This is a genomic window from Celeribacter sp. SCSIO 80788 (assembly GCF_051054295.1).
In the GTDB taxonomy this organism is placed as follows: domain Bacteria; phylum Pseudomonadota; class Alphaproteobacteria; order Rhodobacterales; family Rhodobacteraceae; genus Celeribacter.
In genome coordinates this window covers 3,597,340-3,621,590 of record NZ_CP150482.1, presented here as the reverse complement: position 1 = coordinate 3,621,590, position 24,251 = coordinate 3,597,340, and the positions used below count along the sequence as shown (strand labels likewise).

Annotated in this window: 18 protein-coding genes; 7 read left to right on the top strand and 11 right to left on the bottom strand. The window is 58.4% G+C overall.

The window, feature by feature from the left end; genetic code table 11:
* Positions 1 to 798, top strand: a complete 798-nt coding sequence (locus tag V1471_RS18115) for a heme ABC transporter ATP-binding protein (RefSeq protein WP_434290611.1) — start codon at positions 1 to 3, stop codon at positions 796 to 798.
* Between the two features lie 77 nt (positions 799 to 875).
* Here V1471_RS18115 and V1471_RS18110 read toward each other — a convergent pair whose 3' ends face one another.
* Positions 876 to 1,187 carry a DUF2218 domain-containing protein gene (locus tag V1471_RS18110; RefSeq protein WP_434290610.1) on the bottom strand — a complete coding sequence of 104 codons (312 nt, stop codon included), beginning with the start codon at positions 1,185 to 1,187 and terminating at the stop codon, positions 876 to 878.
* A 107-nt stretch (positions 1,188 to 1,294) separates the two neighbouring features.
* On the opposite strand from V1471_RS18110, the gene V1471_RS18105 reads away from it, so the two are divergent.
* The 5 genes from V1471_RS18105 to gph all read left to right on the top strand — a co-directional run bounded on the left by V1471_RS18105 (position 1,295) and on the right by gph (position 5,602).
* Positions 1,295 to 2,188, top strand: a complete 894-nt coding sequence (locus V1471_RS18105) for a siderophore ABC transporter substrate-binding protein (protein ID WP_434290608.1) — start codon at positions 1,295 to 1,297, stop codon at positions 2,186 to 2,188.
* Positions 2,185 to 3,114 (top strand): ABC transporter permease, encoded by a 930-nt coding sequence (locus tag V1471_RS18100; protein WP_434290606.1) that lies wholly within the window; start codon positions 2,185 to 2,187, stop codon positions 3,112 to 3,114. Before V1471_RS18105 ends, V1471_RS18100 begins: the two co-directional genes overlap by 4 nt.
* Complete coding sequence (locus tag V1471_RS18095; RefSeq protein WP_434290604.1) at positions 3,107 to 4,048, top strand: iron chelate uptake ABC transporter family permease subunit; 942 nt, start codon at positions 3,107 to 3,109, stop codon at positions 4,046 to 4,048. Before V1471_RS18100 ends, V1471_RS18095 begins: the two co-directional genes overlap by 8 nt.
* Positions 4,045 to 4,797 (top strand): ATP-binding cassette domain-containing protein, encoded by a 753-nt coding sequence (locus tag V1471_RS18090; RefSeq protein WP_434290602.1) that lies wholly within the window; start codon positions 4,045 to 4,047, stop codon positions 4,795 to 4,797. The genes V1471_RS18095 and V1471_RS18090 overlap by 4 nt, the downstream gene beginning before the upstream one ends.
* Before the next feature lie 106 nt (positions 4,798 to 4,903).
* Entirely contained in the window at positions 4,904 to 5,602 is a 699-nt protein-coding gene (gene gph / locus V1471_RS18085; RefSeq protein WP_434290600.1) for a phosphoglycolate phosphatase, read from the top strand.
* Between the two features lie 134 nt (positions 5,603 to 5,736).
* On the opposite strand, the gene V1471_RS18080 is transcribed toward gph, so the two are convergent.
* The 10 genes from V1471_RS18080 to V1471_RS18035 form a co-directional block, all read right to left on the bottom strand.
* Positions 5,737 to 6,150, bottom strand: a complete 414-nt coding sequence (locus V1471_RS18080; RefSeq protein ID WP_434290598.1) for a hypothetical protein — start codon at positions 6,148 to 6,150, stop codon at positions 5,737 to 5,739.
* Positions 6,120 to 7,274 carry a TniQ family protein gene (locus V1471_RS18075; RefSeq protein ID WP_434290596.1) on the bottom strand — a complete coding sequence of 385 codons (1,155 nt, stop codon included), beginning with the start codon at positions 7,272 to 7,274 and terminating at the stop codon, positions 6,120 to 6,122. The genes V1471_RS18080 and V1471_RS18075 overlap by 31 nt, the downstream gene beginning before the upstream one ends.
* A 5-nt stretch (positions 7,275 to 7,279) precedes the next feature.
* Complete coding sequence (locus V1471_RS18070) at positions 7,280 to 8,242, bottom strand: TniB family NTP-binding protein (protein ID WP_434290594.1); 963 nt, start codon at positions 8,240 to 8,242, stop codon at positions 7,280 to 7,282.
* A 2-nt stretch (positions 8,243 to 8,244) separates the two neighbouring features.
* Positions 8,245 to 10,503 carry a Mu transposase C-terminal domain-containing protein gene (locus V1471_RS18065; protein ID WP_434290592.1) on the bottom strand — a complete coding sequence of 753 codons (2,259 nt, stop codon included), beginning with the start codon at positions 10,501 to 10,503 and terminating at the stop codon, positions 8,245 to 8,247.
* A gap of 96 nt (positions 10,504 to 10,599) precedes the next feature.
* Positions 10,600 to 10,872 carry a hypothetical protein gene (locus tag V1471_RS18060; protein WP_434290590.1) on the bottom strand — a complete coding sequence of 91 codons (273 nt, stop codon included), beginning with the start codon at positions 10,870 to 10,872 and terminating at the stop codon, positions 10,600 to 10,602.
* Positions 10,873 to 10,874: 2 nt separating this feature from the next.
* Positions 10,875 to 11,552, bottom strand: a complete 678-nt coding sequence (locus V1471_RS18055; protein ID WP_434290588.1) for a hypothetical protein — start codon at positions 11,550 to 11,552, stop codon at positions 10,875 to 10,877.
* Between the two features lie 1,393 nt (positions 11,553 to 12,945).
* Positions 12,946 to 14,247, bottom strand: coding sequence for an McrC family protein (locus V1471_RS18050; RefSeq protein WP_434290586.1), 1,302 nt, complete (start codon positions 14,245 to 14,247; stop codon positions 12,946 to 12,948).
* Entirely contained in the window at positions 14,247 to 16,592 is a 2,346-nt protein-coding gene (locus V1471_RS18045; RefSeq protein ID WP_434290584.1) for an AAA family ATPase, read from the bottom strand. The genes V1471_RS18050 and V1471_RS18045 overlap by 1 nt, the downstream gene beginning before the upstream one ends.
* A gap of 239 nt (positions 16,593 to 16,831) precedes the next feature.
* The gene (locus tag V1471_RS18040) at positions 16,832 to 22,414 is read right to left on the bottom strand and encodes a RecQ family ATP-dependent DNA helicase (protein ID WP_434290583.1); all 5,583 of its coding nucleotides are present in this window, start codon (positions 22,412 to 22,414) and stop codon (positions 16,832 to 16,834) included.
* A 289-nt stretch (positions 22,415 to 22,703) separates the two neighbouring features.
* Entirely contained in the window at positions 22,704 to 22,847 is a 144-nt protein-coding gene (locus tag V1471_RS18035; RefSeq protein ID WP_434290582.1) for a hypothetical protein, read from the bottom strand.
* Between the two features lie 157 nt (positions 22,848 to 23,004).
* Between V1471_RS18035 and V1471_RS18030 the strand changes: the two genes are divergently transcribed.
* A protein-coding gene (locus V1471_RS18030) for an IS3 family transposase (protein ID WP_434290581.1) occupies positions 23,005 to 24,158 on the top strand; the annotation gives its coding sequence in 2 pieces (ribosomal slippage) (positions 23,005 to 23,272 and positions 23,272 to 24,158; 1,155 coding nt in all).
* Positions 24,159 to 24,251: the final 93 nt, after the last annotated feature.

The following is a 24,251-nucleotide window of genomic DNA, read 5'->3' as shown; positions in this document are numbered from 1 at the left end:
ATGATCACCGCCACCGACATCACCGTCCGCTTCGGCGCCCGTACCATCCTTGATCGGGTCCGCTTCGCCGCCGCCCCCGGCGAAGTAACGGCCATCGTCGGCCCGAACGGGTCCGGCAAGACCACGCTCTTGCGTGCCATCACCGGCGAACAGGCGTTCGAGGGAGAAGTCGCGCTCGACGGCGTGCCGCTCTCGCATCTCTCCCCGCTCGATCTGGCGCAGCGTCGTGCGGTCCTGCCGCAATCGGGCAGCGTCGCCTTTCCCTTCACCGTGCTCGAACTCGTGCGCCTCGGCCTCACCGCCGGGCTGGCGACCGGGCGCGCCGAGGGGTTGGAGCACCTGCCCCGCGCCGCTTTGGCGCGCGTCGGGCTCAAGGGATTCGAAGGCCGGATGGTGCAGGAACTGTCGGGCGGCGAGAGGCAACGCGCCCAGCTCGCTCGCGTGCTGGTGCAAATCTGGGAGCCTGTTCTCGACGGCCATCCCCGCTGGCTCATTCTCGACGAACCGGTTTCCGCGCTCGACATCGGCCATCAACTTGCCGTGATGGAGCTGGCCCGCGATTACGCCAAACGCGGCGGCGGTGTGATCGCGGTGATGCACGATCTGAACCTCACGGCCATGTTCGCGGATCGCGTCACACTTCTGGGCGGCGGGCAGGTTCAGGCCGAAGGCACGCCGCAGGAGGTCTTCACCGACCGCCGCCTGTCGGCCTGTTACGGCTGCGCTTTGCGCACCAACACGCCGCCGCCGACCGGAGGTCCGTGGATATTGCCCCAGGCCACTCAGCTTTCGGCGTGACATGAACAACCATCGAAAAGGCCGCTGCGATACAGCGGCCTTTTTCTGAATTTCATTATGTTTCAGAGAATTAAACGTCAGGCCACCGCGACCATCGGCTCCCAATTCATTTCCTCGAAATTCTCACGGAAGGCGAATTTCTTGAGATGCAGGTCGATGATCGCACGGGCATGCCCCATGCCCGCATCGTCCTTGGCCGAGAGCCGCACCGTCAGTCCGGTTTCGGTCGCCTCAAGCGTCGCCGGTCCCGGCGGAAGCGCTGCACGCCCCTCGGTCGGTGTACACTCGACCTCAACCTTGTGAGCGAAATGCTTGCAAAGCTGTTGCAGATATTTCGAGGCGTGCGGCGTCTCGAAGCGACCAATTTGAATGTGCGTTTGACTGGGCATGCGTTCTCCTAGCGTTTTGCTCAGATTACGGCTTGCGACCCGACTGCGCAATAACCTATGAAAACAATCAAGAATGGACCCCTGAGTCCCGCATATAGGAGAAACGCATGTCCCGCACCCTGTTGAAGGCCGCTCTGCTCGCGGTCATGGCCACCACTGCGCAAGCCGAAGACGTGACCATCGACACCGCGACCGGCCCCGCCAGCGTCCCGCACGCCCCGAAAACCGTCGCCGTCTACGACATGGGCGCGCTCGACATGCTCGATGCGCTCGGCGTCGAAGGCCTCTCCGCCACCTCCAGCACCTATCTGCCCTATCTCACCGACTATCAAAGCGACATCGGCACCCTGTTCGAGCCCGATTTCGAAGCGCTCAACGCACTGTCGCCGGAACTCATCATCGCAGGCGGGCGTTCCGCAACCCAGGTCGACGCTCTGTCGAAACTCGCGCCGACCATCGACATGACCATGTGGGGCGACAATCTTCTGGATCAAACCCGCGCGCGGCTCGCAACCTATGGTGCGCTCTTCGACAAACAGGACGAGGCCGCAGCCCTGACCGCCAAGCTCGACGATGAAATCGCCGCGACCGAGGCCGTGGTTCAGGGCAAGGGTACGGCCCTTCTGATCCTGACCAATGGCGGTAAGGTCTCCGCCTATGGCGCGGGCGGCCGGTTCGGTTGGATCCACACCGAGATCGGTCTGCCGGAAGCCATCGACGGGCTCGAAGACACCGCCCATGGCGAATCCGTCTCCTTCGAATTCATCCGCGAGGCCGATCCCGACTGGATTCTCGTTCTCGACCGTGTCGCAGCCATCGGCGGCGAGGGCGAGAGCGCTCAGGCGACGCTCGACAACGCGATCATCGCCGACACCAAGGCCGCAAAGGCCGGACATATCGTCTACCTGAACTCTGGCGGCATCTACATCGCGGGCGGCGGCATCCAATCCACGCTCGAAACCCTCGACATCATCAAAACGGCTTTCGGCGACGCCTCGTGAGCCGCAAATCTGCCGTCCTCGCCACTTTGGCGGTTCTCACCCTCGTGAGTTTGCTCACGGGGGTGTCGTCTTTGCGCGGGGACAATCTTTGGCTCCTGTTCGTCAGCCGCATTCCCCGCACCGCCGCCGCCCTTCTGGCCGGTGCAAGCCTTGCCGTCGCAGGCGTCATCATGCAGATGCTGAGCCGCAACCGTTTCGTCGAACCCGCCACCGCGGGCACCGGTCAGGCCGCCGCCCTCGGGCTGGTCGCGATTACGCTTGTTGTCCCCGGCGCCGCGATCTGGCTCAAGATGACCGCTTCCACCGTCACCGCCCTCATTGGCACCGCAGGCTTCCTCGCCATCGTCCGCCGCCTGCCCCCGCGCGATCCGCTCATGGTCCCGCTCACCGGCATCGTTTACGGCGGGATCCTCGGCGCGCTGACCACGTTTCTCGCCTATGAACGCGACCTGCTGCAATATATCGACGTCTGGATGACCGGTGAGTTTTCCGGCGTCATGCTGGGGCGCTATGAATTCCTCTGGATCGGCGGCGTGTTGACCATAGCTGCCTATCTCTATGCCGACCGTTTCACCATCGCGGGGCTTGGCGAAGAGGCCAGCACCTCTCTCGGTCTCGACCATCGCCAGATCATGGCGCTGGGTCTGGCCATCGTCTCTATCATCACCGCGATCACGGTTGTCACCGTCGGCATGATCCCTTTTGTCGGCCTTGTCGTCCCCAACATCGTCGCCCGGATCATGGGCGAAAACCTGCGCGCCACCCTGCCCGTCGTGGCCGCCAGCGGTGCGGGTCTGGTGCTGGCCTGCGACATCCTTTCCCGCGTCATCCGCTATCCGTTCGAAGTGCCGGTCGGCACGGTTCTGGGCGTTCTCGGCGCGGCAATTTTCCTTTGGCTTCTGAACGGGAGAGCCGCCCGTGGTTAAGACCCGTTTCCTGCTGCTCGGCCTGCTTCTCGCGCTGTCCATCGCGGCCTTCATGACCCTCGGCGCCCGCGGCAACTGGGATTTCATCCTGCCGTTTCGCGGCATGAAACTTTTGGCGCTGGTGACCATCGCCATCGCCGTCGCGCTCTCCACCATGGTGTTTCAGACCCTCACCGCCAACCGCATCCTGACGCCCTCGATCATGGGCTTCGATGCGCTCTATCTGATGCTGCAAACCGGGCTGGTGTTCTTTCTCGGCGGCTTTGGCTTTGCGACCCTCGACCCAACCCTGAAATTCATCCTCGAAACCGCATTGATGCTCACCGCCGCGCTCATTCTCTTCGGCGCGGTGCTGCGCAATGCCGCCGATCTGAGCCGTATGGTGCTGACCGGGCTGATCCTCGGTGTGTTTTTCCGAAGCCTCACAGCCCTGATCAACCGCCTGATCGACCCCTCGGAATTCTCCGTCGTGCAACAGGCGAGTTTTGCCCGCTTCAACGCCGTCAATGCCGACCTGACATGGATCGCCACCGGGATCACGCTCGCGGTCTTCCTCTGGCTCATGCGCCAGCACCGGGCGCTCGATGTGATCTCTCTCGGACGCGAAGCGGCGATCAACCTTGGCGTCGATCACGACCGGGCGACAAAACGCCTTCTGGTGGCCATCGCCCTTCTGGTCTCCGTCTCGACGGCCCTCGTCGGCCCCATCGTGTTCTTCGGCCTCTTGGTTTCCGCCCTTACGCATCGGATCATCGGCTCTTGGCGACACGCAGCCCTCTTGCCCGCCTCCGCCCTGATCGCCGCCACAGTTCTGGTCGCAAGCCAGACCTTTTTCGAACGCGCACTCCGCCTGCAAACCTCGGTCTCCGTGGTGATCGAGGCGCTTGGCGGCCTGGTCTTTCTCTTTCTCATCCTGCATCGGAGGCCCCGATGATCGAAACCCGCTCGCTCTCCATCCATCTGACCGAGACGCCCATCCTGCATGACGTGACGGTCAAGATGCCTCTGGGCAAAATGACCGCCCTTGTCGGCCCGAACGGCGCCGGGAAATCCACGCTTCTGTCCGCCATGGGGCGTCTTATTCAAGCGAAAACCGGCGAAGTTCTGCTCGATGGCAAGCCGCTCGCCGCCTACCCGCCCAAGACCCTCGCCAGACATCTCGCGATCCTGCGGCAGGACAGCCAGATCACCCCGCGCCTCACCGTGCGCGACCTTGTGGGTTTCGGGCGTTACCCCCATAGCCACGGTCGCCCCGGCCCGAAAGACTTCGAAGCAATTGACGCCGCCATCGCCCGCCTCGATCTGAAAGACTTCGCCGACCGGTTCCTCGACACGCTCTCCGGCGGCCAGCGTCAACGCGCGCTCATCGCCATGGTTCTGGCGCAGAACACAGATGTCCTTTTGCTCGACGAGCCGCTGAACAACCTCGATATCGTCCATGCGCGCACCGTCATGCGTGTCGCGCGCGAAGAGGCCGACAAGGGCAAGACCGTGGTCGTCGTGCTCCACGATCTCTCCATCGCCGCCGCCCATGCCGAACATGTCGTCGCGCTCAAGGCCGGACGGCTCCATTCCGAAGGCGCGCCCGACACGGTTCTGACCCGCGACAACCTTTCCGATCTCTACGACACCGAGGTGCAGGTGATCGAGGCGGAAGGGCGACGCATCGTGCTGACTGTCTGAGTGCTGACCCTCTGACCTGCGCGTGTGTGTCCGATGGACAATCCCGCGCCAAGCCCCGAGAGTAACACGGCACACACCATCCCCCGGAGCACGCCCAGAGGCCCCCATGACCCGCATTCTCTTCGACCTCGACGGCACGCTGATCGACAGCGTTCCCGACATTCACGCCATGGCCAACAGGCTTCTGGATCAGGAGGACAAACCTGCGGTCTCTCTCGCCGAGGTCCGCAGTTTCGTCGGCAGTGGCGCAAAAGTGCTGATCGAGCGTCTGCGCGCCGCGCGCGGCATTCCCGACAGCGAACAGTCCCGGCTGCACCAGACCTTTCTCGGGCTCTACACCGAGGCCGTGCACCTGACCCAGCCCTACCCCGGCGTGATCGACGCGCTCTCGACGCTCAAGGCCGCCGGTCATCGCCTTGGCATCGCCACCAACAAACCCGAGAATGCCGCCCGCGCGGTGCTCGACCACCTCGCGCTCATGCCGTTTTTCGAAGTGATGATCGGCGGCGACAGCCTCGCCACACATAAACCCGATCCGCTGATGCTGACCGAGGGTTATGCCCGGCTGGGCGAAGGCCCCAAACTCTTCGTCGGCGACAGCGAGATCGACGCCGTCGCCGCTCGCAATGCCGGAGTGCCCTTCCTGCTGTTTACAGAAGGCTACAGACAGACTCCGGCGGAGACGCTGGGGGCCTTGGCGATCTTCTCGGATTATAGGGAACTGCCCCGACTGGTTGTGGAAACCACCAATAAATGTCCACCATCTGACTTCATCCGAAAATATGTTGTTGTTATTAAACAATAATATTTACACGCAATCGCGCTGAGGCGGCCATTTTGACCACTACACCCACATCAAATGACCATCGAAAGTTCACAAAAAATGCCGCCCAAAGGCGGCATTGCAGACTTTCATCAGGAAAGCTTGGGGGTACGAGATCAGTGGATCAGGAAATATGCGTCCTCAGACACCCCAACCGGCGGCGATTCCAAAACGGACTTTATCTCCTCCGGATCCAGATGAATGGCAGCAAACCCTACCTGACCATCGAGACGCACCACGTTGGACAAGTGCCCCTTGAAGAGGAGTTCCAGGATCACCTTCAGCTTCGCCCGGGATTTCTCCGCACACCTGGCCAAGGGCTCCATGCCGGCAGGCAGCTCCTCCACTTCGTCGAACCTGTCTCGCAGGACATCGAGCACTTTATTGATGCTGCGGCCATCGACAGCTTTGCCGACCTTGCTTTGCAGATTCCGATGATCATGGATACGGCTCAGCAATCCCAGTTCGATCAACGCGCTTACGACCGGCCGTGAACAGGTCAAGACATACGGAACCTGGATCGTCGGCACAGCAAACTTCGCATCCCCGAGCAGCTCGACAACCTTCGCATAGTCAACGACCAGGCGCCCGGCCCCTCTCCGGGCGACATGCCTGCAGCCTTGAGAAGGTTGTGAAGTGTCGAGGGATGAACGTTCTCGGATTTGGAGATCGAACTCAGAGTACTGTATTTCGGACGGGCCACCGGCTGACCCAGAACATTCCGCCCAGGGACCAGAGGCGTATTCTCGATGATCACGTGACGCAAGAGAGCACGGATCGGCCCAGGGTCCTTTGACAGGTGCCCAGAGTTGAGCCACGCATAGAGCATCCCGAAAGCACTCCGAGGGCTCGCAAATCCCTCACTGCGCGTTGATGCCTTCAGCGTATCTTCGAGAAAAGCCACCACTTCGCCTTCGCCCCCTGCCGCGAGGCCCCAACCTGCACGTCCGGCGTCGTCCCACATCCGCTGAGACAGCTCAGCGGCCTGCTGCTTTGGGCCGAAGGCGATCAACCCGCCCACCATCTCGACTGCCCGGCTCGCCTGATCAATGCCTTGCCCATCCAACCAGATCGGACCGGAATGCCCTTCCAGACGGTTCTCCACGTAGGTCTGGAGTGGCGAGGGTGCCCGCGGTTCGCATGGCTCCGGCACGGCCAATTCCGCTGCAATGATATCCTGCATGGCCTGCAGCTCATGCAGTTGATCATCCCACGCGCTCTTTCGAACATCGCGCAGCAGTGTCCCGTGGCGGCGGCACGTACGAACAGGCGCAAGGCACCATGCAAGGCGATGACGCATCACAACGTCAGGGCGCTGCTGGTCATATTGGTCCTCAGCGAGGCAATAGGGGCGAATCCTGGTCTCGACCCCGGTCGTGAACTCAGCCGAAAATTCGTGCTGGCGCAGGCTGAAGCGGCGTGCGCCAATCGAGCTGATCGTGTTCCAAACCACCGGCGCCGGGTCCTGGCCGGCGATCTCGCAGAGGCGATGAACCGCCCCCGGAAGCCCCCGCGCGAGATCGATGGCAGGAATACGCAGATCATTGAGAAACGGGACGAGGCGACCTCCCTTGTGGAAGGCCGCCTGACGTGCTGCCCAGGACAAGGGCGTCTCATCGTGAACAAAGGATACTTTGGGAAAGAGCTTGGCCATGGCAATCACCGCTTCCGCCTGCCCGTGGACCGACGGGGCTTCTGATCCTCTTCTGGGTCCGTCTCGATCAACCAGTAATGCTCGACAAAGAAGACGTTCTCGGACGCCGAACAGGATTCCTGCATCGCGTAGGCCGAGGCGAAGTGCCCGATTTCGAGATGACTATCTTCGTTCTCGATCGCGAACTCGAGCGCCAGCAACAGCAGCTCTACCGCCCGTCCAAAACAATACCGGGCACCGTGGAACACCCGTCCGACCAAGTCGGCCTCCATCGGAGCGTGAATCCCGACACGCTGGCAATAATGCTCCATGATCTGGCAGAAATTCTCGCCGTCGGATTGTTCGGTGAGTTCGGGTAGGACAATGGACGTAAAGCGCCGCTTTACCTGCTGGTCACTCCGGATCACGGTCGCGAGGTCTTTCGTGCCGGACACGATGATCGTGATGGCATGCTCACCCTGCATCAGCGATTTCAGTGCCCGCAGGATCAGGTTGCGATCGGCACAGAACAAGTCCTGAGCCTCGTCGATCCAGATCACGCTGATCTCCAGCTCGGCCAAGCGATAGCGCAAATCCTGGAACAGCGACCAGGCCTCCTGCCGTTTACTCTCCACAGGGTACCCAGATACCTTCAGCAACTCGCCCATCATGCTCTTGAAGGTCGCGGGGCTGGGCACCACGCAACCAATGTAACGCGGAGTGCCATCTTCTTGCGGCCGCAACATCGGCAGTTTCTCGAGCGTGCGATTGACGAGATGGGATTTTCCGCTCCCGGGCTCACCAATCACCATCACGCCACGCGTTTCACGAGTCTTGGTGAACCGTTTTGCGACAGGCGTCCGATGACCCGCAGCGTCCTTCTCGAAAAGCCGCTCGATGTGGGACGCGGCTTCCGCGTCCCGATCCGTTCCGATATGCAGCTCACGCAGTGCCTCGAGAGCCTGCTCGGCATTGTGTTGATCCATCATGATCACTCCTCCTCGAAGGTGATGCCCGACGCCGACGAGGTGCCGTTCCGGCCTTTGCGGCCAGCCTGCGCGTCAGTGCTGTCGCCGACTTCACCGTTCAAATCGTCAAGCGAAGGCAGCTCACTCCCAAGCTCGCCTTTCGCCTTGGATGGCGCTTTCGGCTCGTAGAATTTCACACCTGCAAGGATGTTCTTTTCCTCACGCTTGAACCGATCTTCGGACCAATCCTCCAGGTTCAGCCCTGCCTTCGCCATCGCCACCTCGTTCCGAGCCTTGATCGTCAAAATAGCTTCCCGGACGACTGCATTGTTCAGCCGATCCGCCTCCGGGTTGCCGGCGCGCACATGCCGCACAGCAGTCAGCCAGGTTTGTGCCGCGACGCCTTGGAGGGACGCGTCTTGGGAGGGGACGTTGCACCACTCTTCCCCCATCAGCACTGAAATCGCCCCTACATCTTTGGGATGCCAGCGAACCTTGACGGTCCCAGGGTCATTCCGACGAAAATGGTTCTGGAGAATTTCAGATTGGTAAGTCACACCGAGAACGGTGATGCCTTCTTTGTCCAAGCGGTACTCGCGCTCCTGCCCGAAACAAATCCGCATCATTTCGGAGTCTGGCGGCGGGGTGACGCCATACAGCTTGTTCAAGCGCCGCCAGGCCTGAACCGGCGTCTCGTTGTCAAGACCGGAGTGCGGCGTGTTGTGGTAGATCTCGACAACCCAGCGGATCAGCGCAAACGTCAGATCATCCAAGGTCAATGCTGCGCGCTTTTCCGGGTCCGCATCACCTTTCTCCATGATGCCACGGAACGTATGACCCGAAACGCGGGAGGCAAAGCCACCGGAGCACGTTCCGAAGAATCGCTCGATGAAGCCACGGCTCTCAGGGACGCCGTTCGTCGCCATTTCCCACATCACACCGAGATCCTCGGAGGACATCCGAAACCGCAGAGACTTGTACGCCGAGCCACCATCAAAGACGATCAACTCCGGGGTGCCGTGCATGTCCCAGGGCGTATGGGCACCTACAGCGTCTGCCCAGGCTCCCTTGTCCGTCGTGATCATCTGCAACAACTGGACTGCGGCCTCTGCGTTTGGAGTGCGGCTAAGCACCAACCCGACAATGCACCGGGTGGCACAACAGATCGCGGCGCTCAGGGTCCACCGTGCCGTCTTTTTCTGCTTGATCTTTCCGGTCTTCGAATCTTCGTGCTCTTCAAAATACAGGCCGAGCGAATGCTTCTCCTCATCGGTGAAGAGCCCATAGATTTCGGTGCTCTCCAACAAGGTCTGCGCATCGACCGTCCATTCGTCGATCTCCACCCGCTCCAGAGGACGCGTCACGGAAAGACCGGTTGTGACGGGGCGAAACTTCTTGCGTGCGGCTGCAGCGCCGTTGCGCTTCAATTCCACCAGGAACGGGTCCAGGGCACGCACAGCAAGCCGAATGGTCTCTCGGCTTGGCACCTTCATCTTGAGTTTACCTTGCGCTTCGCGTTCCGCGTTTTCTTTTGCAAAGGAAAGCTTCACGTCCTCGACGATCGCATGAATGGTGGGCTTATCCGGCGACATGTAGCCGCGGACCCCTTTCATCATCAGCGCGTACTCGCTTGGTGAGAGACGAGACCCGCGGTTTCCGCGTGCGGACACCCGATCGAGATGTCCAATCAGCCCGAACTTGTTGAGTTCGGCGAGCCATCGGCGCAGCGATCGTGGCGAGGGAACCTTGGCGAAGTTTTCGGACTTCCGAAACTTCTTGCCAGGCTCGGGCAAGTCATCGGGTGCAATGTCCATAACGCGGTCGAGAAGGAGAGCCTTGTTGGCTTTGATCGACGTATCCGTGAACGTCATCAGGCCCTCGGCATGGAGCTCCAGGGCAACCTGACAGTACAAATCCTTCTTGGTGAGACGACGCCCGGGACGACCGGTCAAAGCCGAGATCGATGTCTGGCTAGACATCAGCCGCTTATGTGCTGCAGACGGATTGAAGCAATCGCGCTCGACCCGAATACGGCCCTGCTGACCGAAACGGGCGAGATCTTCGTGCGTGAATTGCTGACAAAGCCCGTTCGCGTCGTCCCGGCGGAGAAGGTAGCCGGTTTCGGTTTCCATTTCGACTTGGAAGGGGAGACCATCGATCGACACACGGTCGAACTGTCCAAAGGCATATCGGGCGTTGGCGGTGCTGAACGAGAGATCCATGGTGTATCCTTTCATGGGATCTGGGCTGCGCGATGCAGAAATGATGAGTGCGATGGCCATTGGGCCTCGCCATTGGGGAAGTTTCTGGAGGTGGGGCGCGGCCTCAGGTTTCCGGCTTCCCGCATTGGAAACCTGAGGCTTCGCTGCCGGTGGACCCTACTGGGCGCTGACGAACAATTGGTCCGTGGAGAACTCTTGGTCGCTCCGGACCAAATTGACCCCGCAAATCATACGTGTCTCAACGTCAATCTCGAAAACCACATCAACGCGCAGAGAAAGCAAGCTCTTGTCGGACAATTGACCTCGGTCGATACCGGTTTTTGCGAGAAGCATGGCAACATCAAATTGGTGGGTGATGATTTCGACATTTGCGCCAGTCTTCATCCGAGGCTTGGCCTCAACCGTATCTTTGAAACGATATTTGGACATCTTCAGACATCCTTCGCCTTGAAAACCATCACATCATGGGAGAGGCGCTCATACCCGAGCGTCTTCAGATGCCCGGAACGGATCAGACGCACCAAAGCCCGAAACCCCATGCCGTCCAGACGGGTTTTCTCGACGAGATCGCCCATACGGACGACCCCGGTCATGGACCGCACCACGTCCTGGGCAACAGGGTCACCAAAGCAGTCCGGGCGTCGCGCCGAGTGAAAGAGACCTGCGTTGTAACGCTCGACGGGGCAGATGTCGTCCTCCGTGAACAGACGGAAGTCATCGAGAACGCCCTGGGAGATCGCCTGAGCTTTGATCCGGGCCAGCTTGATCAGGTACTTCCGGCTGGCACGCTCAACAGGGCGGACTGCGTATCCCGTCACAGTTTCATCCTGGCGGACAACGACAAAGTCGATGAAGTGGTTGTGGACTTCCCCAAACTCATCGAACCACTCAAAGCGAACCTGTTCGATAACTTCCTTGGTGTCAGGGCGATACGCCAAGACCATCGCGCAATCCGCTTCGAGATGGCTTTCAACGCCATGGCGGACCCCATGACCCTCACCAAAGACAATGCCTCCGGTGAAGTGCTGCGTGGAGCCAACTTGCGTCTTGCGGTCACCACGACTGGGTTCGGGAAGGCGGATACCGCCGGAGAAAGAAAGATCAGACATCGTTGAATTCCAATACTCATCAGGTGCCACTTCCCGATCAGCCGGAAAGCGTGTGACCTCCTGGGTCTGCCCTTCAATGCCAGCCTCTATGTCCCCTCTCGGGTTTCAGCTTGGTCGGCGTTGGGCAGACCTTTCCCGTGGCGACAAATGCGTCGCGGAAAAGCAGGTCGTCATGTTCTGGAAGCATCCGAGTCCTTGAAACCGACCCGATTGGGTGATAGATTTCTGGGTGAAAGTGGTGGACCCCGGTCTTCCAAGAGAGGGCGGTCTGTTGGCGCAGATCGCTTTTTCGTTTCTTGCTACATCGTCAGTGCCTCCTCTGTTGCGGCGATGAGTATTTGGTAGCCACCGATTTTGGCCGCCAAAAGACTTTTTCTTTTTCGGGCATGCGGTTAGTCTTCAGCATCACCCGACCACTGATTGCGAAAAAGCAACCTGTGAGCGTTTTCGATTTTTCGCAGACACATCACCTTGTGCGAACCAGCGCTCCCCGACCTGCAGATCACCGAGGTCTTGCGACTCCTGCTAACGTTTTCGCAAGGTGACCTGCCCGGGAAAGAACCTTCACACGCGACACTTCGCGGAAATACCATGGCGTTCACCAGGCTGATCGCGTCCATTTTCGGAGAATCATCACGCGATTTTCGAGGGGCGATTCCACGAGACAGGACTGCAGAATCCTGGGCAGGCAATTGGGGGATGAGTTCGACAGCCATCGATACACTCTTCATTCTCAAATCTCGGATGCCAACCGCAGGGGAAGCGATTGGGCGGGTTCACATCATATGAACCGTATGAGCCGAGGCGAGATATGAATGCTGTTTTGCGTCATGACCCAAACATAGAAATCCCATCCACTCCTCGACAAGATTTCTCCTGGTCAGGAAACACAGGCCGCGGGCAAGGCGTGGCCTCAGCGCCACAATTCTCAAAAGACCGCAGCGACCTGCTTGCGCCCTCTTGCCGAGATCGGGCAAGAATTTCCCTATCAGGGCAGATTTGCCGAGCCGCGGGTGATAGGGAAGCCTTGACAGAAGTTCCCCATAACTTCACCTCCATGTCAAAAGCCGCCTAATATCTCAGAAGTTTATTTTCCGTCGCCACTTGAACAGACAGGTGCGCGTGCCCAAAACGGGATGCCAAACTACTGGCGCTGGCCTCCAAGCGCCCCCCGTTCGCTCCACCGCGGAGCGCCACGTTGGTAACTGACCGATTCATGCCGCCTGCCTGCCGAAGGCCGGGCGAGCTAAGACACGTGCATAAAGACGTAGTTACGCACGTCTCTTAGCGCGAGAGACCATGCTGGACGAAGTTCTTGGAGTTGAGCGACGCCGACCGAGCATATCAACTCGCAAAGACAGATCCGACCGGCAACGTGAGGAGCTGTCAGCGCTTACGCGTGTTTGGACCAGCCTTCCAAGAGCCGGCTCACCCGGACGGCCAGATCAGTCCCACTGGCGAGATTCAGGCTCGCCGTCTCGACAACCGCCTCCTGACCAGAAATCCGAAACTGAGCCTGAAGGCCTTCCGCTTCTGAAAGATCTTGGTGGTGCGGATAGAGCAGCGTCAGTCGCGGGGCTTTGTACAGGTGCGCATAGGCCATCATCTGGTAGACGTCACCTTGGGACACCCCTTGTTTTCGATCATCAATCCGGGACGAAATCCGCTTCCACTTCGTGTCGATCACATGGACAACCTGCCCCGCATGCCAGATCAGGATATCGGGTTTCGTCTGGAACACAGCACGTTGGTCATCAAGAGATGTCAGGCAGAATAGTCTCCCGCCTTGTAGCGAGACCCGATACTCCGTGCGTGCCAAAGCGCGTGTGATCAGCCGGCCGACATATTCCTCAAAAAGTGCGTTCATCTCAAAGAGGAGTGCAGTCCCTCGTCCCACCCCGGCACTCGTCGTTTGATAACGATTACGCAGAAAAAGTTGCGCCATCCCGAACATGTCCTGCCACGCCCGGTTTGTTCGGTCTATGGTGACCTCATTCCATTTCAGCGCAGGAACAGCGACTTCGGATATATCGGCGTAGACGAAAGCCAGTTCGCGCAAACGCTGTTGATTGGCGGGACTGCGCGACATTCTGGAGAGATGTGCGACCGTTGCTTTCATGATCCGGTTCAGAGCGATGTCTTCTGACAGCTCATCAAATTTGCATGCGAGCCGTGAGGGGTTCGCTGCGTGGCGTGTAAATTGACGAGGCAGATTGAGCGTCCCGCGCAACGCCGCAAGGTCATCCTCTTGGACAATATACCGCCGCGGCATGCCGCGACGAACGGCATCGGTCAACTTGCTGCAGAAAATGCGGATGAGAATTTCCAGAAGCGTTTCGCGCTGCCAGTCAAGCTCTGTGAGCTGGCCTGCCTCGATTCTTAGGTCAAGTGCGACTGCGAGCATGTGAACAAGACGCTTGCGAATGGCAGCATTCTTTCTTGCTTCGCCTCCTTGCTCTTCGACATCGATCTTGGGAAGAATTTCAAGGCTGCACCCATCGGTTGCCAGGACCCCGACAACGCCACGCGCTCGCAGTTCATGGCGCCGATCCTCAAGCACTCCGCCTCCACCCCTTCCTGCAAAGGTCGATACTCTGGCGAGAGCCGCGAGACGCTCGGCATAATGCTCGGGAATGCAGCCGCCCCCTTCACCATGGGGCAACGCTTCCCATTCGCGCAGGGTGAAGGCTGGCATCAGGCCGCAAACTCCGAGAAGTCGAATTCGTCTTTGACCTTCCAACGCAGCTTTTCGCTCGAAAAGTCGTCTTCAGTCATGCCTCCAGGTACCGCAATTGGTTTGGCATCGAGGAAGCGGGAGGGTCCGTGAGCAGAATCGCCTAGAACAGCTGCGACCTTGGACCAGTCCTCATAGAAATACTCGGCCAGAAGCGGGATCACCTTGTCTCGCATGACGCTCTCGATATCCGACCGCGTCTGGCAGCCTGTGAAGTACGCGTGCCCGATCTGATGCTCCCGGTCGAACAGATACTCGATCCGCTCGTTGATCGTAGACAGCAACTTTTGCAGATCTACCCCCTCGACATTGTCCGACAGAACTGAAGGGTCGGGCATCAGTTCCTTGAAGGAAAACCGGCGGCGTAGTGCCGTGTCCAACAGCGCGATGGAGCGATCGGCCGTGTTCATAGTACCGATGACGTGGAGATTCTGAGGCACGCCAAAAGATTTCTTGGAATAGGGAAGCGTGAGGCGGATCTCGTTGTCGGCCCCCAACCGTTTGTCGGGCTCGAGAAGCGTGATCAGCTCGCCAAAGACCTTCGAGATGTTCGCCCGGTTGATCTCGTCGATGATGAGGACATACGGTCTTGCCTCTCGCTGTACCGGTTCGCCGCCGCTGTTCATGTAGCTTTCGAGGGCAACGGTATCGAGGCGGGCCCGATCGAGGGCATAGATCGACTTCATGGTGAAATTGCTATCGTAGATCTCTGAAGCAGGAATCCCATCCCTGTCGACCCAGAGCCATCGCACGGACCGCCGGTGGCAGTATTTCCGGTTGTCCCGCTGCCAGTATTGGTACTCCCCCGTGACTTCGCCGATGGCCCGGAACAGTCGGTTTCCCTTGGTGACCACGATGATGTCTCCGACGTCCAACTGATTGCGAAAAACGTCCACTTGGCTCACTTGGCCCGACTGGAGAGTAACTTCGCCTTCGCGCTCGCCATGGGCACGACAAGCCTCCAGTATCTCCTCGACATCGGAAAACCTGTCGTCGGAGAAGTCGATGTCCTCCCAGCCGAGGAGCGTGTGCCCCTCGGAGATGGCTTCCTCGAACAGGTAGCTTTCCGCGGCCACGTTGGCGCGCGCGATCGACATCTTGAAGACCTGCCGGCCGTCGAGGGAAACGGCGTTTTCTCGCGGTACTGTCGGTACGCCCTTCTCGGCACGCTCCGAGATGCGCCTGAATATCCCGGGTGCGGGCTCCAACCGGAATCCGGTCCCCACCGGGCTGTCCTCGGACTGATCTGTGGTCGGTCGCAGTCCCTCGATAAACTCCTCGTAGGACATAGACTGGTGGAAGGTCACGAATTCGATGCGCCCATCGCTCACGAGGCTGCGGTACGTGCTCATGAGCTCTGCTCGGCCATCTTGTCCATTTAGTGCAGCAGTAGCCTCGTCACCCAAGCACAGCCGGACGGCCTCCCATGCCGTTTGATACGTCTTGCCCGTGCCCGGCGGGCCATAGAGAATCAAGTTTACGGCGGATGGCGATGGCGCTTTTTTTGTGTCGGTCACGGTGTCCGCCTCCGGTTGAGAATTTAGCGTATAGGTGAAAGCGGTCGAACTGCTTGGATTTGGTTCGGTGCTCGTGGGCGGTGGTACTTGCGCAAGTTTCTGGAATCTTTTACCGCCGAGTGCCTGGCAGATGTTCGGGAACGCGTCTTTCAGGCCGATCGCCGTAGCAAGGTCTCCTGCGCGGATAGAGACCTCCCTGGCCGCCTTTTCCCGGGCAGGTTCGATGAAATAGTTCAGAGCACAAAGCCTGATCCGGTCAGCACCAGACAAGAGGTAGTCCTTTTCCGGCACCCCGACCGGTTGATTGCCCTCATCGACAATGACAAAACCGGCATTGTGTAGAGCGGCTGCGGAATACTTAGGGCCACCCCAACCGCCCGAACTTTGGGAGCTTCTATCCGCGAAACGATGGATCTGCTTACTCGGATAAACACGATTTACGCGCTCACGCGATGACCGGACCCAATATTTGCGTGGCTCTTCGAGGGCATCAAAGATATCGCCATGAGCCCCGTTCGCACGGTAGCTGTCGTATGCGTCCATCGCGGCTTCGACCTCTTGCCTCGACAGCACAGCCTTCTTGGGGCCAAAGTTACCTTCTTCGGGAATTCCCAAAATTTCCGCGATCTCCGGTCCTATTTCGTAGCTGCTCAGTTCATCATTGCTGAAGCGAAGATAGGGTTGCGCTTTTGTTTCCAGATTCTGGCAACGTACTGCACAACCTTCTTTCAACGCGATGCGGACCAGCTCGGTTGGTTCTTCGACACCGACAATATTCTCCTCGCTCATTTGCGCTCCCTGAGGAAGATACAGGTAGCCGGGGTGTCTCGCGCCACCATTGCGCGTAACGGCATAGAATTCACCATTAGCATGACGAAAAACGATCCGACGTCTATCAGTAAGATGGCTCATTCCAAACCCTTCAGCGCGCCTATAAAATCAATGAAAGCACCAGGCGGTACTCATGGCATTTAAAATTCCGTTTGTTTCAGCAGGCAAGCACCACACTTTCCCACACGAGAAACTATTCACTCCTCAAAAACATCGAAATCACCTTCACCCCCCAAATGCTTAGCCATCCTCTTTCTTGGCCGCCCCTTTGATCCAGAGCGGGAATCCCCCTTTTTTGCCAGTGCCGTCTCGGCTAAACAAGGGGTCGGGTGATCAGGAAAGCCCACTCCATAGTGTCGGATCATCGCCCTGTATCTCAGCCCCACTGCGGACATCTTGCAGATCTGATTACCGTCGGATCGATCCTTCAGAACAAGTCCACCTGACTTGGGCACGATTTCGACCCCATGGTCGCTGAAAGCGGTGATCAACTCGTCCCAGGATCGACATGTCGCATAGGCCTCCTTCGCGAACTCGCCAAGCGCTTCCAAATCCCACACCGCTTGGGCAACCGTTGTGTCTGACGACATCGCACCTTTATCTGCCGGAGACATTGTCTCAGGAGCGACCTTTGTTTCAGGCCGCACCGAGTTGTTCTCCGAAACCAACTGCCCGCCTTCAGGCGAGAACACCAATTCAGGCAGGACGGTCTCCCAAGCATCGCGACGCGCGTAGTGGGCATATTTATCGTCACCATCCGACTTGCGCCAATGGACAATGGCGCCAACTGCGCCGGAGGTGAAAGCAAATCCGTGAGGATGTTGCCAAGACTTCGACATCCGGCCGATGACATGCCCGAACCGATCAATCAGTTCCCAGTGAGGATCACGGAATTTCAGCGTTAAGGGATCTCCGACTTTGCACGCGCGGATCGCGGCATGGGCCTCATTGCGTTCAGTCTGGCGACCCGCAAAAGACAAATCGGAATATTTCAAATCGGGCAACTGGTAGACACTTGGGCGTGGCGTCCCAAGCTCAGGATCCGGCCTGACCAGACGCCGCAGGACCGAAGAAGAGCCTACCTTGAGCAGGGCGTGTTCCCCAGATGTGATAACAACGAGGCTCTGCTGAGCCCGTGTCATCGCCACATAGAACAGGCGTCGCGGTGCATCGCGGTCTTCATTCTTCGACGGTTTATCCCATCCGCCGTTGAGAATAACTACATGGTCGAACTCAAGCCCCTTAGCCCGGTGTGCAGTCAGCAAAAGCAATCCGCGCTGTTCACCACGCGTATCGCGCGACCACTCGGCAAACCACTCAATGATATCCGGCACGGGCATGGTCTTTGCTTTCAACTCGCGCGCCAGCTCCGCTACACCTTCCGCAAGAAGCTCGACCCATTTGTTGATCTCCTGCTCATTCAGAACCGTGAGGATGTCATGTATCCCCAACAACTCTCCTTGGCGCTTCCTGAGACCAGCCATCAAGGTCTGTGTCTCCCGAAGCCGCCATATATTTGGCAGGTCCTCGTTGGCCATCTCAACATCAAGGCCTTGTTGTTCGGCATAGGACCGGACGGCCCCCAGTTTTCTCCAATCACGAGAAATGATGGCAGTGCGCGACCAGGACCAGTTCGGGTCAAGCCGTGACAGGCGCATCAACTCATCGACGGCCGCGACGGCCTGATTGACATCTCCACCGGGGACGTCCAAAAGCTGCACCCTGCCCTGTGCTACACTGTCCTCTTGCTCAAGAATTCCGCCTTGCGGGTTGCTCTTCCGGTCCGTGTTGATCCTGATTTCATGATCAACTTTCATCCGCTCCTGTGCAACGGAGATCACCGAATTCGCAGCTGTGATGATATGACTTGTCGAGCGATAGTTTTCGACCAGGAAAGCTGGCCGCGCCTTGTAGTCCTCTTCGAATTTGCGGATAAACTCGATTGAGGCCCCGTTGAAGGCATAGATATTCTGATCGTCATCGCCGACAGCGAACAGGCTCAGCTTCAGGTCGGCATCCTCCAGAGACCGCCCTGCCACAGCAGAGATGAGTTGGTACTCCTCCGGTCCGATATCCTGATACTCATCGACCAAAATCCAACGATAGCCTTGCAGCAAAGTGTCCCGCTGGGCCTCGGCCTCGGATCTCGTCAGTCCATCTCCCTCGAGCTGACGCACGGCCTCCATAACGATGTCATCAAAGTCTTCGGTGTCGGCACGCTGCCCGACAAAACTTGCGCCCACCAGCTTCATCGCAAGAGCATGGCAGGTGGAAATCGTAACACCATTGGCGTCATCCCCCACCAATGCCCGCAGCCGCACGCGAATTTCAGCAGCAGCATGTCTATTGTAGGCGAGAACAAGAATCCCACGTGGATCCTCGCGTTTCATCCTGAGCAGATAGGCAATCCGATGGACCAACACCCGCGTTTTGCCTGACCCCGGCCCGGCCAAAACGAGAACGTTCGTTCGGTCCCGATCATCTGTCACGATCTCCTGCTGGATTTTATTGCCAAGCTTCTCGACAATCGCATCCCAGGATTTGCTGGTGGTTTGACGCCGGACCTCCCGGCCCATGCCCGGCATCCAACGCTTCATGAACTGCTCCTTATTGAGCAAGAAGTAATCCTCTGACAAACGCGCCGCGTCGATCATCGTCCGAAGGCCAGTTTCCGCATAGGTCGCCATGACATGGGTCTGCAACGTCTGCTCGCCGTAGTGATCTTCCAACGGTGCGAAATGGGCCTGAGTAAACTGGCCACCGGCGGGATCGAGATAGACGGTCATCGCCGACCGGAAGACCGTAAGCCCCTTGCCAAGGGTGAGAACGCCCTGTTCGTGCAACCACATCAAAGCGCGTTCCAGCAGCTTTGTCATGTCTCGTACGCCACTGGTCTTCAGGAAGGCATCCTGCGTCAACTGAGCCAGCAAGTCGCCAACCGTTGTCTCGACCTGAAGGTCCTTGCCCCGTGCGCCTTTGTCCAGACGCCCTGTCAGATAGGTCAGTAGCAATTCTGCCGCCAACCACCGTAATTTCGCCGTCTCCTGCACCGTTTTCCAGGACCGCACCAAAGTGACCATCAGCGTATTGCGACTGGCTTTGCGCAAAGAGATATTCCCGCGCCCACCCTCCAGGCTACGACCATCCTGGGCAATACCGCGCACCAGCTTGTCGATCGCGTCGGGCCGGACATCCGGATGCCTCTTGTCACGAAGTCGCTGGCACGTCTCGGAGAGGTTCAGCGGGACCGGCGCATTGTCGTCCAAATCCGGAGCCAATTCCTGCATTAGCGTGATCAGGTCGGCTTCCAGTGTAGAGGCCTGAGCCAGACGCTGGGCCGAGGAATGGGCAACCCCTACGTGGACGAATACCGTCATCGCCACATCATTGCGTGCGATCCCGAGGTTTTCCAGTGTCGCCATGGCCTTCGGCAAGGCCCCAGGCGAGATACCCGACACGCCGCAAAGCTCATCGGTCGACACGCCTTCATCTGCTGGCGTCGTGATTAGATGTTCCACGATGGACAGGAGTTGCTTGCGATATGCTTGGGTCAGATCCGCATCGGCGAGACGTGTCTTTGCCTCCTCAACCGAGCGGACCCGCAAGGAAGATGGAAAGACCTGAACCCGGTTCTCCTCTCGGGACACAAGATGCGCTTCTTCCAACCAGGAAACCGCCGTCTTGACGCGAGTATCGTCAGTGGCGCTGTCGCGTTCGAACTCCTGATCTTTCTCGGATCGCACGATTTCGCCGGAGGTTGCAACAACCTTGCCGGTCTTTTTCGTGCGCTCGTCGATCCGTCTCAACGCCTTCAGGATCGCCCCGATTTCGTGTCGCGCCAACCGTGAACTGGCGGTGAGACGGAATTGGCGCTCGACATCATCCGCAGCGAACAGAAGAACACAATGGGCATCCTCCCTGTCACGCCCCGCCCGCCCGGCCTCCTGCAGGTAGTTTTCCAGAGACCCCGGAATATCTGCATGGACAACCAGTCGGATGTCAGGCTTGTCGATCCCCATGCCAAAGGCATTTGTCGCCGCGATGACGCGCAATTCACCCACACGGAAGCGTTCCTGTACGACCTGTTTGTCGTCAGCGGTCATCCCGGCATGGAAATGAGCGGCATCGAGCCCCTGTGACTTCAGGAACTCCGCGACGCGCTCGGTCTCTTTCCGAGAGGAGCAATAAACCACAGCGCCGGAGCGCCCTTCATTGGGCAGGAGTTCCTCAATGACGGTCAGCACATCTGATAGCTTGCTGTTCTTCGTCGTCGGGCGCACATCGAATGCCAGGTTGGACCGTGAAGCGCCGCCATCGAGAGGAAGTAGTTCGATACCCGCTTTCGTCTGTAAATGCTCGATGATATCCGCCACAACCTCCGGCTTTGCTGTCGCGGTCAGACAAATCACTGGCGCGGGCGGCTGATCGCCAGAGAATTCCTTGATGAAACGTCCGAGGTAGCGATAGTCCGGCCGGAAATCGTGCCCCCATTTCGAGACGCAGTGTGCTTCGTCGATTGCCCAAAGCCCGACTTCGCGCTGCACCAATACACGGCGGATCGATGTACTGCGCAACTGTTCGGGAGAAATGATGAGGATTCCGGCATCCCCCATCCGAACCTTATCAAGGGCATCTTGGCGCTCGGGCATGGACATCATACCGTTGATGGTGACCGAGCAGGAAATACCTGCCCGCTCCATGCCCTGAACTTGGTCCGACATCAGTGCGACCAGAGGCGAGATCACAACGGTCAGCGCCCCGATCTTGTCGAACCGAGACAGTGCGGGCACCTGGTAGCACAGCGACTTCCCCGTGCCCGTCGGCAGAATACCAAGCAGACTATTGCCTGACATGGCCTCGTCGACGATGCGTTCTTGCAAGGGGCGACCATCCGGATCGACCGGCTTAGGGCGGAAGCTTGGGAAACCGAACCATTTTTCCAACGCGCGGACAGGATCATTCTGTTCGGCACACCAAGCGCAAGCAGGGTCTTTGCAAGACGTGTCTCGCAAATGCTTCACGATCAGCGACGCTTCGCGAAACTGCGCCCGCACCCAAGGCGGCATGACAGAATCTCCGCCTGCAACCGTGATCCAGGACAGCGCATAGGCCATGGGCCATCCATTCTGCGGGCTGCTCAATCGGCTCAATGTCTGCTCGACGCGCTTCCCGCAGGCTCGGCCTTCCAGCAACCGCCGTATCGCGGCACAGGCCTCCTCGTAGCTTGGGCAGTCCTTGCCGCGCACATAGCGAAAGACCGCATCGAAACCGCCCGCCCGTTCCATGCGTGTCGTCAGGTAGTGGTAGGCCGTAAGAGCATCCGGCTCTTCAATCCTCAGCTTCACAAAAGCATCGAGCTGGTTCGCCAAAACCTCAAACACAAGCCGCGCATCCAACTCGGGGTCATTCACATGTCCCGTCGCCAGGCGGCCATCATGGTAATGCTTCACCAGATGATGATAGGGATTTCGCGGGAATGCGAGCGGATTGAGCCACAAGGTGTCGATCGGCGCCTGCATAATGGCCGACAACCGGGGGCGTGCCGCAATGAGATGCTCCAGATCATGCTGCAGGATATTGTGGCCGATTGGGTGTGCAACATCGCCAATTTGTGCCTCGAGCTGATCAAGAAGCGCAGGACTGATACCTTTGGTCGACTTTAGAGCCGGACGTTCATCGTGGCGCACTGCCGCGAGCGCAAAAACTTTCGCCTCACTCGGGTCCACTTCGAGATCGATCGACAAACACCGGGACAAAATCTGATTATGACACAATTCCATATAGAAGTAATTACCGGACAGATTGGACGGAACAAGGCCCTTTTGAGTTCAGGACCACGATCCATCTCGCACCTCACGAGGATCTGTACAGGGCATGCATGTCCCTTTTTATGCTGCAGCGCATACTAATTGGCGATGTCACACATCCAAAATATAATAAATGTTTATTATCAATTACTTGACCTCAAATCATGGCAACACCAGGCCAGCTGTGACAGCTTGTGACAAAAATCTGCGACACGTTTTTTTATTTAAAACCAATGAGTAGTCTTCATTCTATATGTATATGTCACATGCCGCAGATATATATGTTGTTCGTCGTCACGCCGATCTGGCGCACCGCTTTGACAATCGTCGCGCCTTGCCCCTGCAGAACTTCAACTTGCCGAAACTTCGATACGATATCTTCCGGCTTCTCTTGTTCTCCAGCCATCGCGGATCCTCCAATTTACGGGACAATCTATCCCAGTTGGAGGACCACTTTCAGGGGGCTACTCCACGATGACCAAGTGAGCTACCCCCCGAAAATCGGACACTGACGTAAGCTACGATTTGTTGTCTGCTGATCTTCGACGAGAAGGAGATCAGAGATGTCGAAACGGAAGCAGCATTCGCCTGAGTTCAAGGCGAAGGTGGCGCTTGAAGCGCTGAAGGGTGAGCAGACGGTGGCCGAGCTGGCGAGCCGGTTCGGGGTTCATCCGACGATGATCCACACATGGAAGCGGGCGTTGCTGGAAGGTGCGTCTGGCGTGTTCGAGCGCGGCGGCAGGAAAAACCCCGAGATCGACGAAGAGCAGGTGAAAGAATTGCACGCCAAGATCGGGGAGCTGGCTGTGGCCAACGATTTTTTGTCACGAAAGCTCAAACCGTGGACCGGCAAGTGAGGCGCGACATGATTGAGCCGAACAATTCCATTTTGTCCATTGGGCAGCAATGCAGGTTGCTGTCGATCTCGCGCTCGTCATTCTATTACAAGCCTAAGGGCGAGACCGAGCAGAACCTTGGCCTGATGAGGCGGATCGATGAGCAGTTTCTGGAGACGCCGTTCTTCGGTGTCCGCCAGATGACGTGGCACCTGCGCAACGACGGCCATTTGGTGAACGAGAAACGGATACGACGGCTGATGCGCCTGATGGGGCTGATGCCGATCTACCAAAAGCCCAACACCAGCAGGCCAGCAAAAGGGCACAAGACCTATCCCTATCTGCTGAGAGGTCTGCGGGTGGAGCGTCCGAACCAAGTTTGGTGCTCGGATATTACCTATCTGCCCATGCGCCGAGGGTTCCTGTATCTGGTCGCCATTATGGATTGGCACACCCGTAAGGTGCTGGCTTGGCGCATCTCGAATACGCTGGAGGCGGACTTCTGCGTTGAGGCACTGAACGAGGCCATTCACAAGTTTGGTCCGCCGGAGATCATGAATACTGATCAAGTATCTCAGTTCACATCTTTTGCCTGGACGGATCGACTGCGCCGGACCGGCGTCCGCATTTCGATGGATGGCAAGGGCCGCTTCCTCGATAATATCTTCATCGAGCGGTTGTGGCGAACCCTGAAATACGAGTGCGCCTACCTGCATGCCTGGGAGACCGGCTCAGAAGCGAAGGCAGGCATCCGGAAATGGATGACCTTCTACAACAACCAACGCCCACACTCAGCCCTTGGCGGTAGGCCTCCAGCCGTGGTCTATTGGCTGAGAAAGGACAAAACCCAAACCGATCAGCAGGAGCAGAGAGTAGCTTAATTTACGCCAAATTCTGTCCAAGAGATGGGGAGTATGTATGAACTGCCTTCCCCTGCAAGTGATTTGTCGATGCGCCGCTGACCCTGCTTCTAT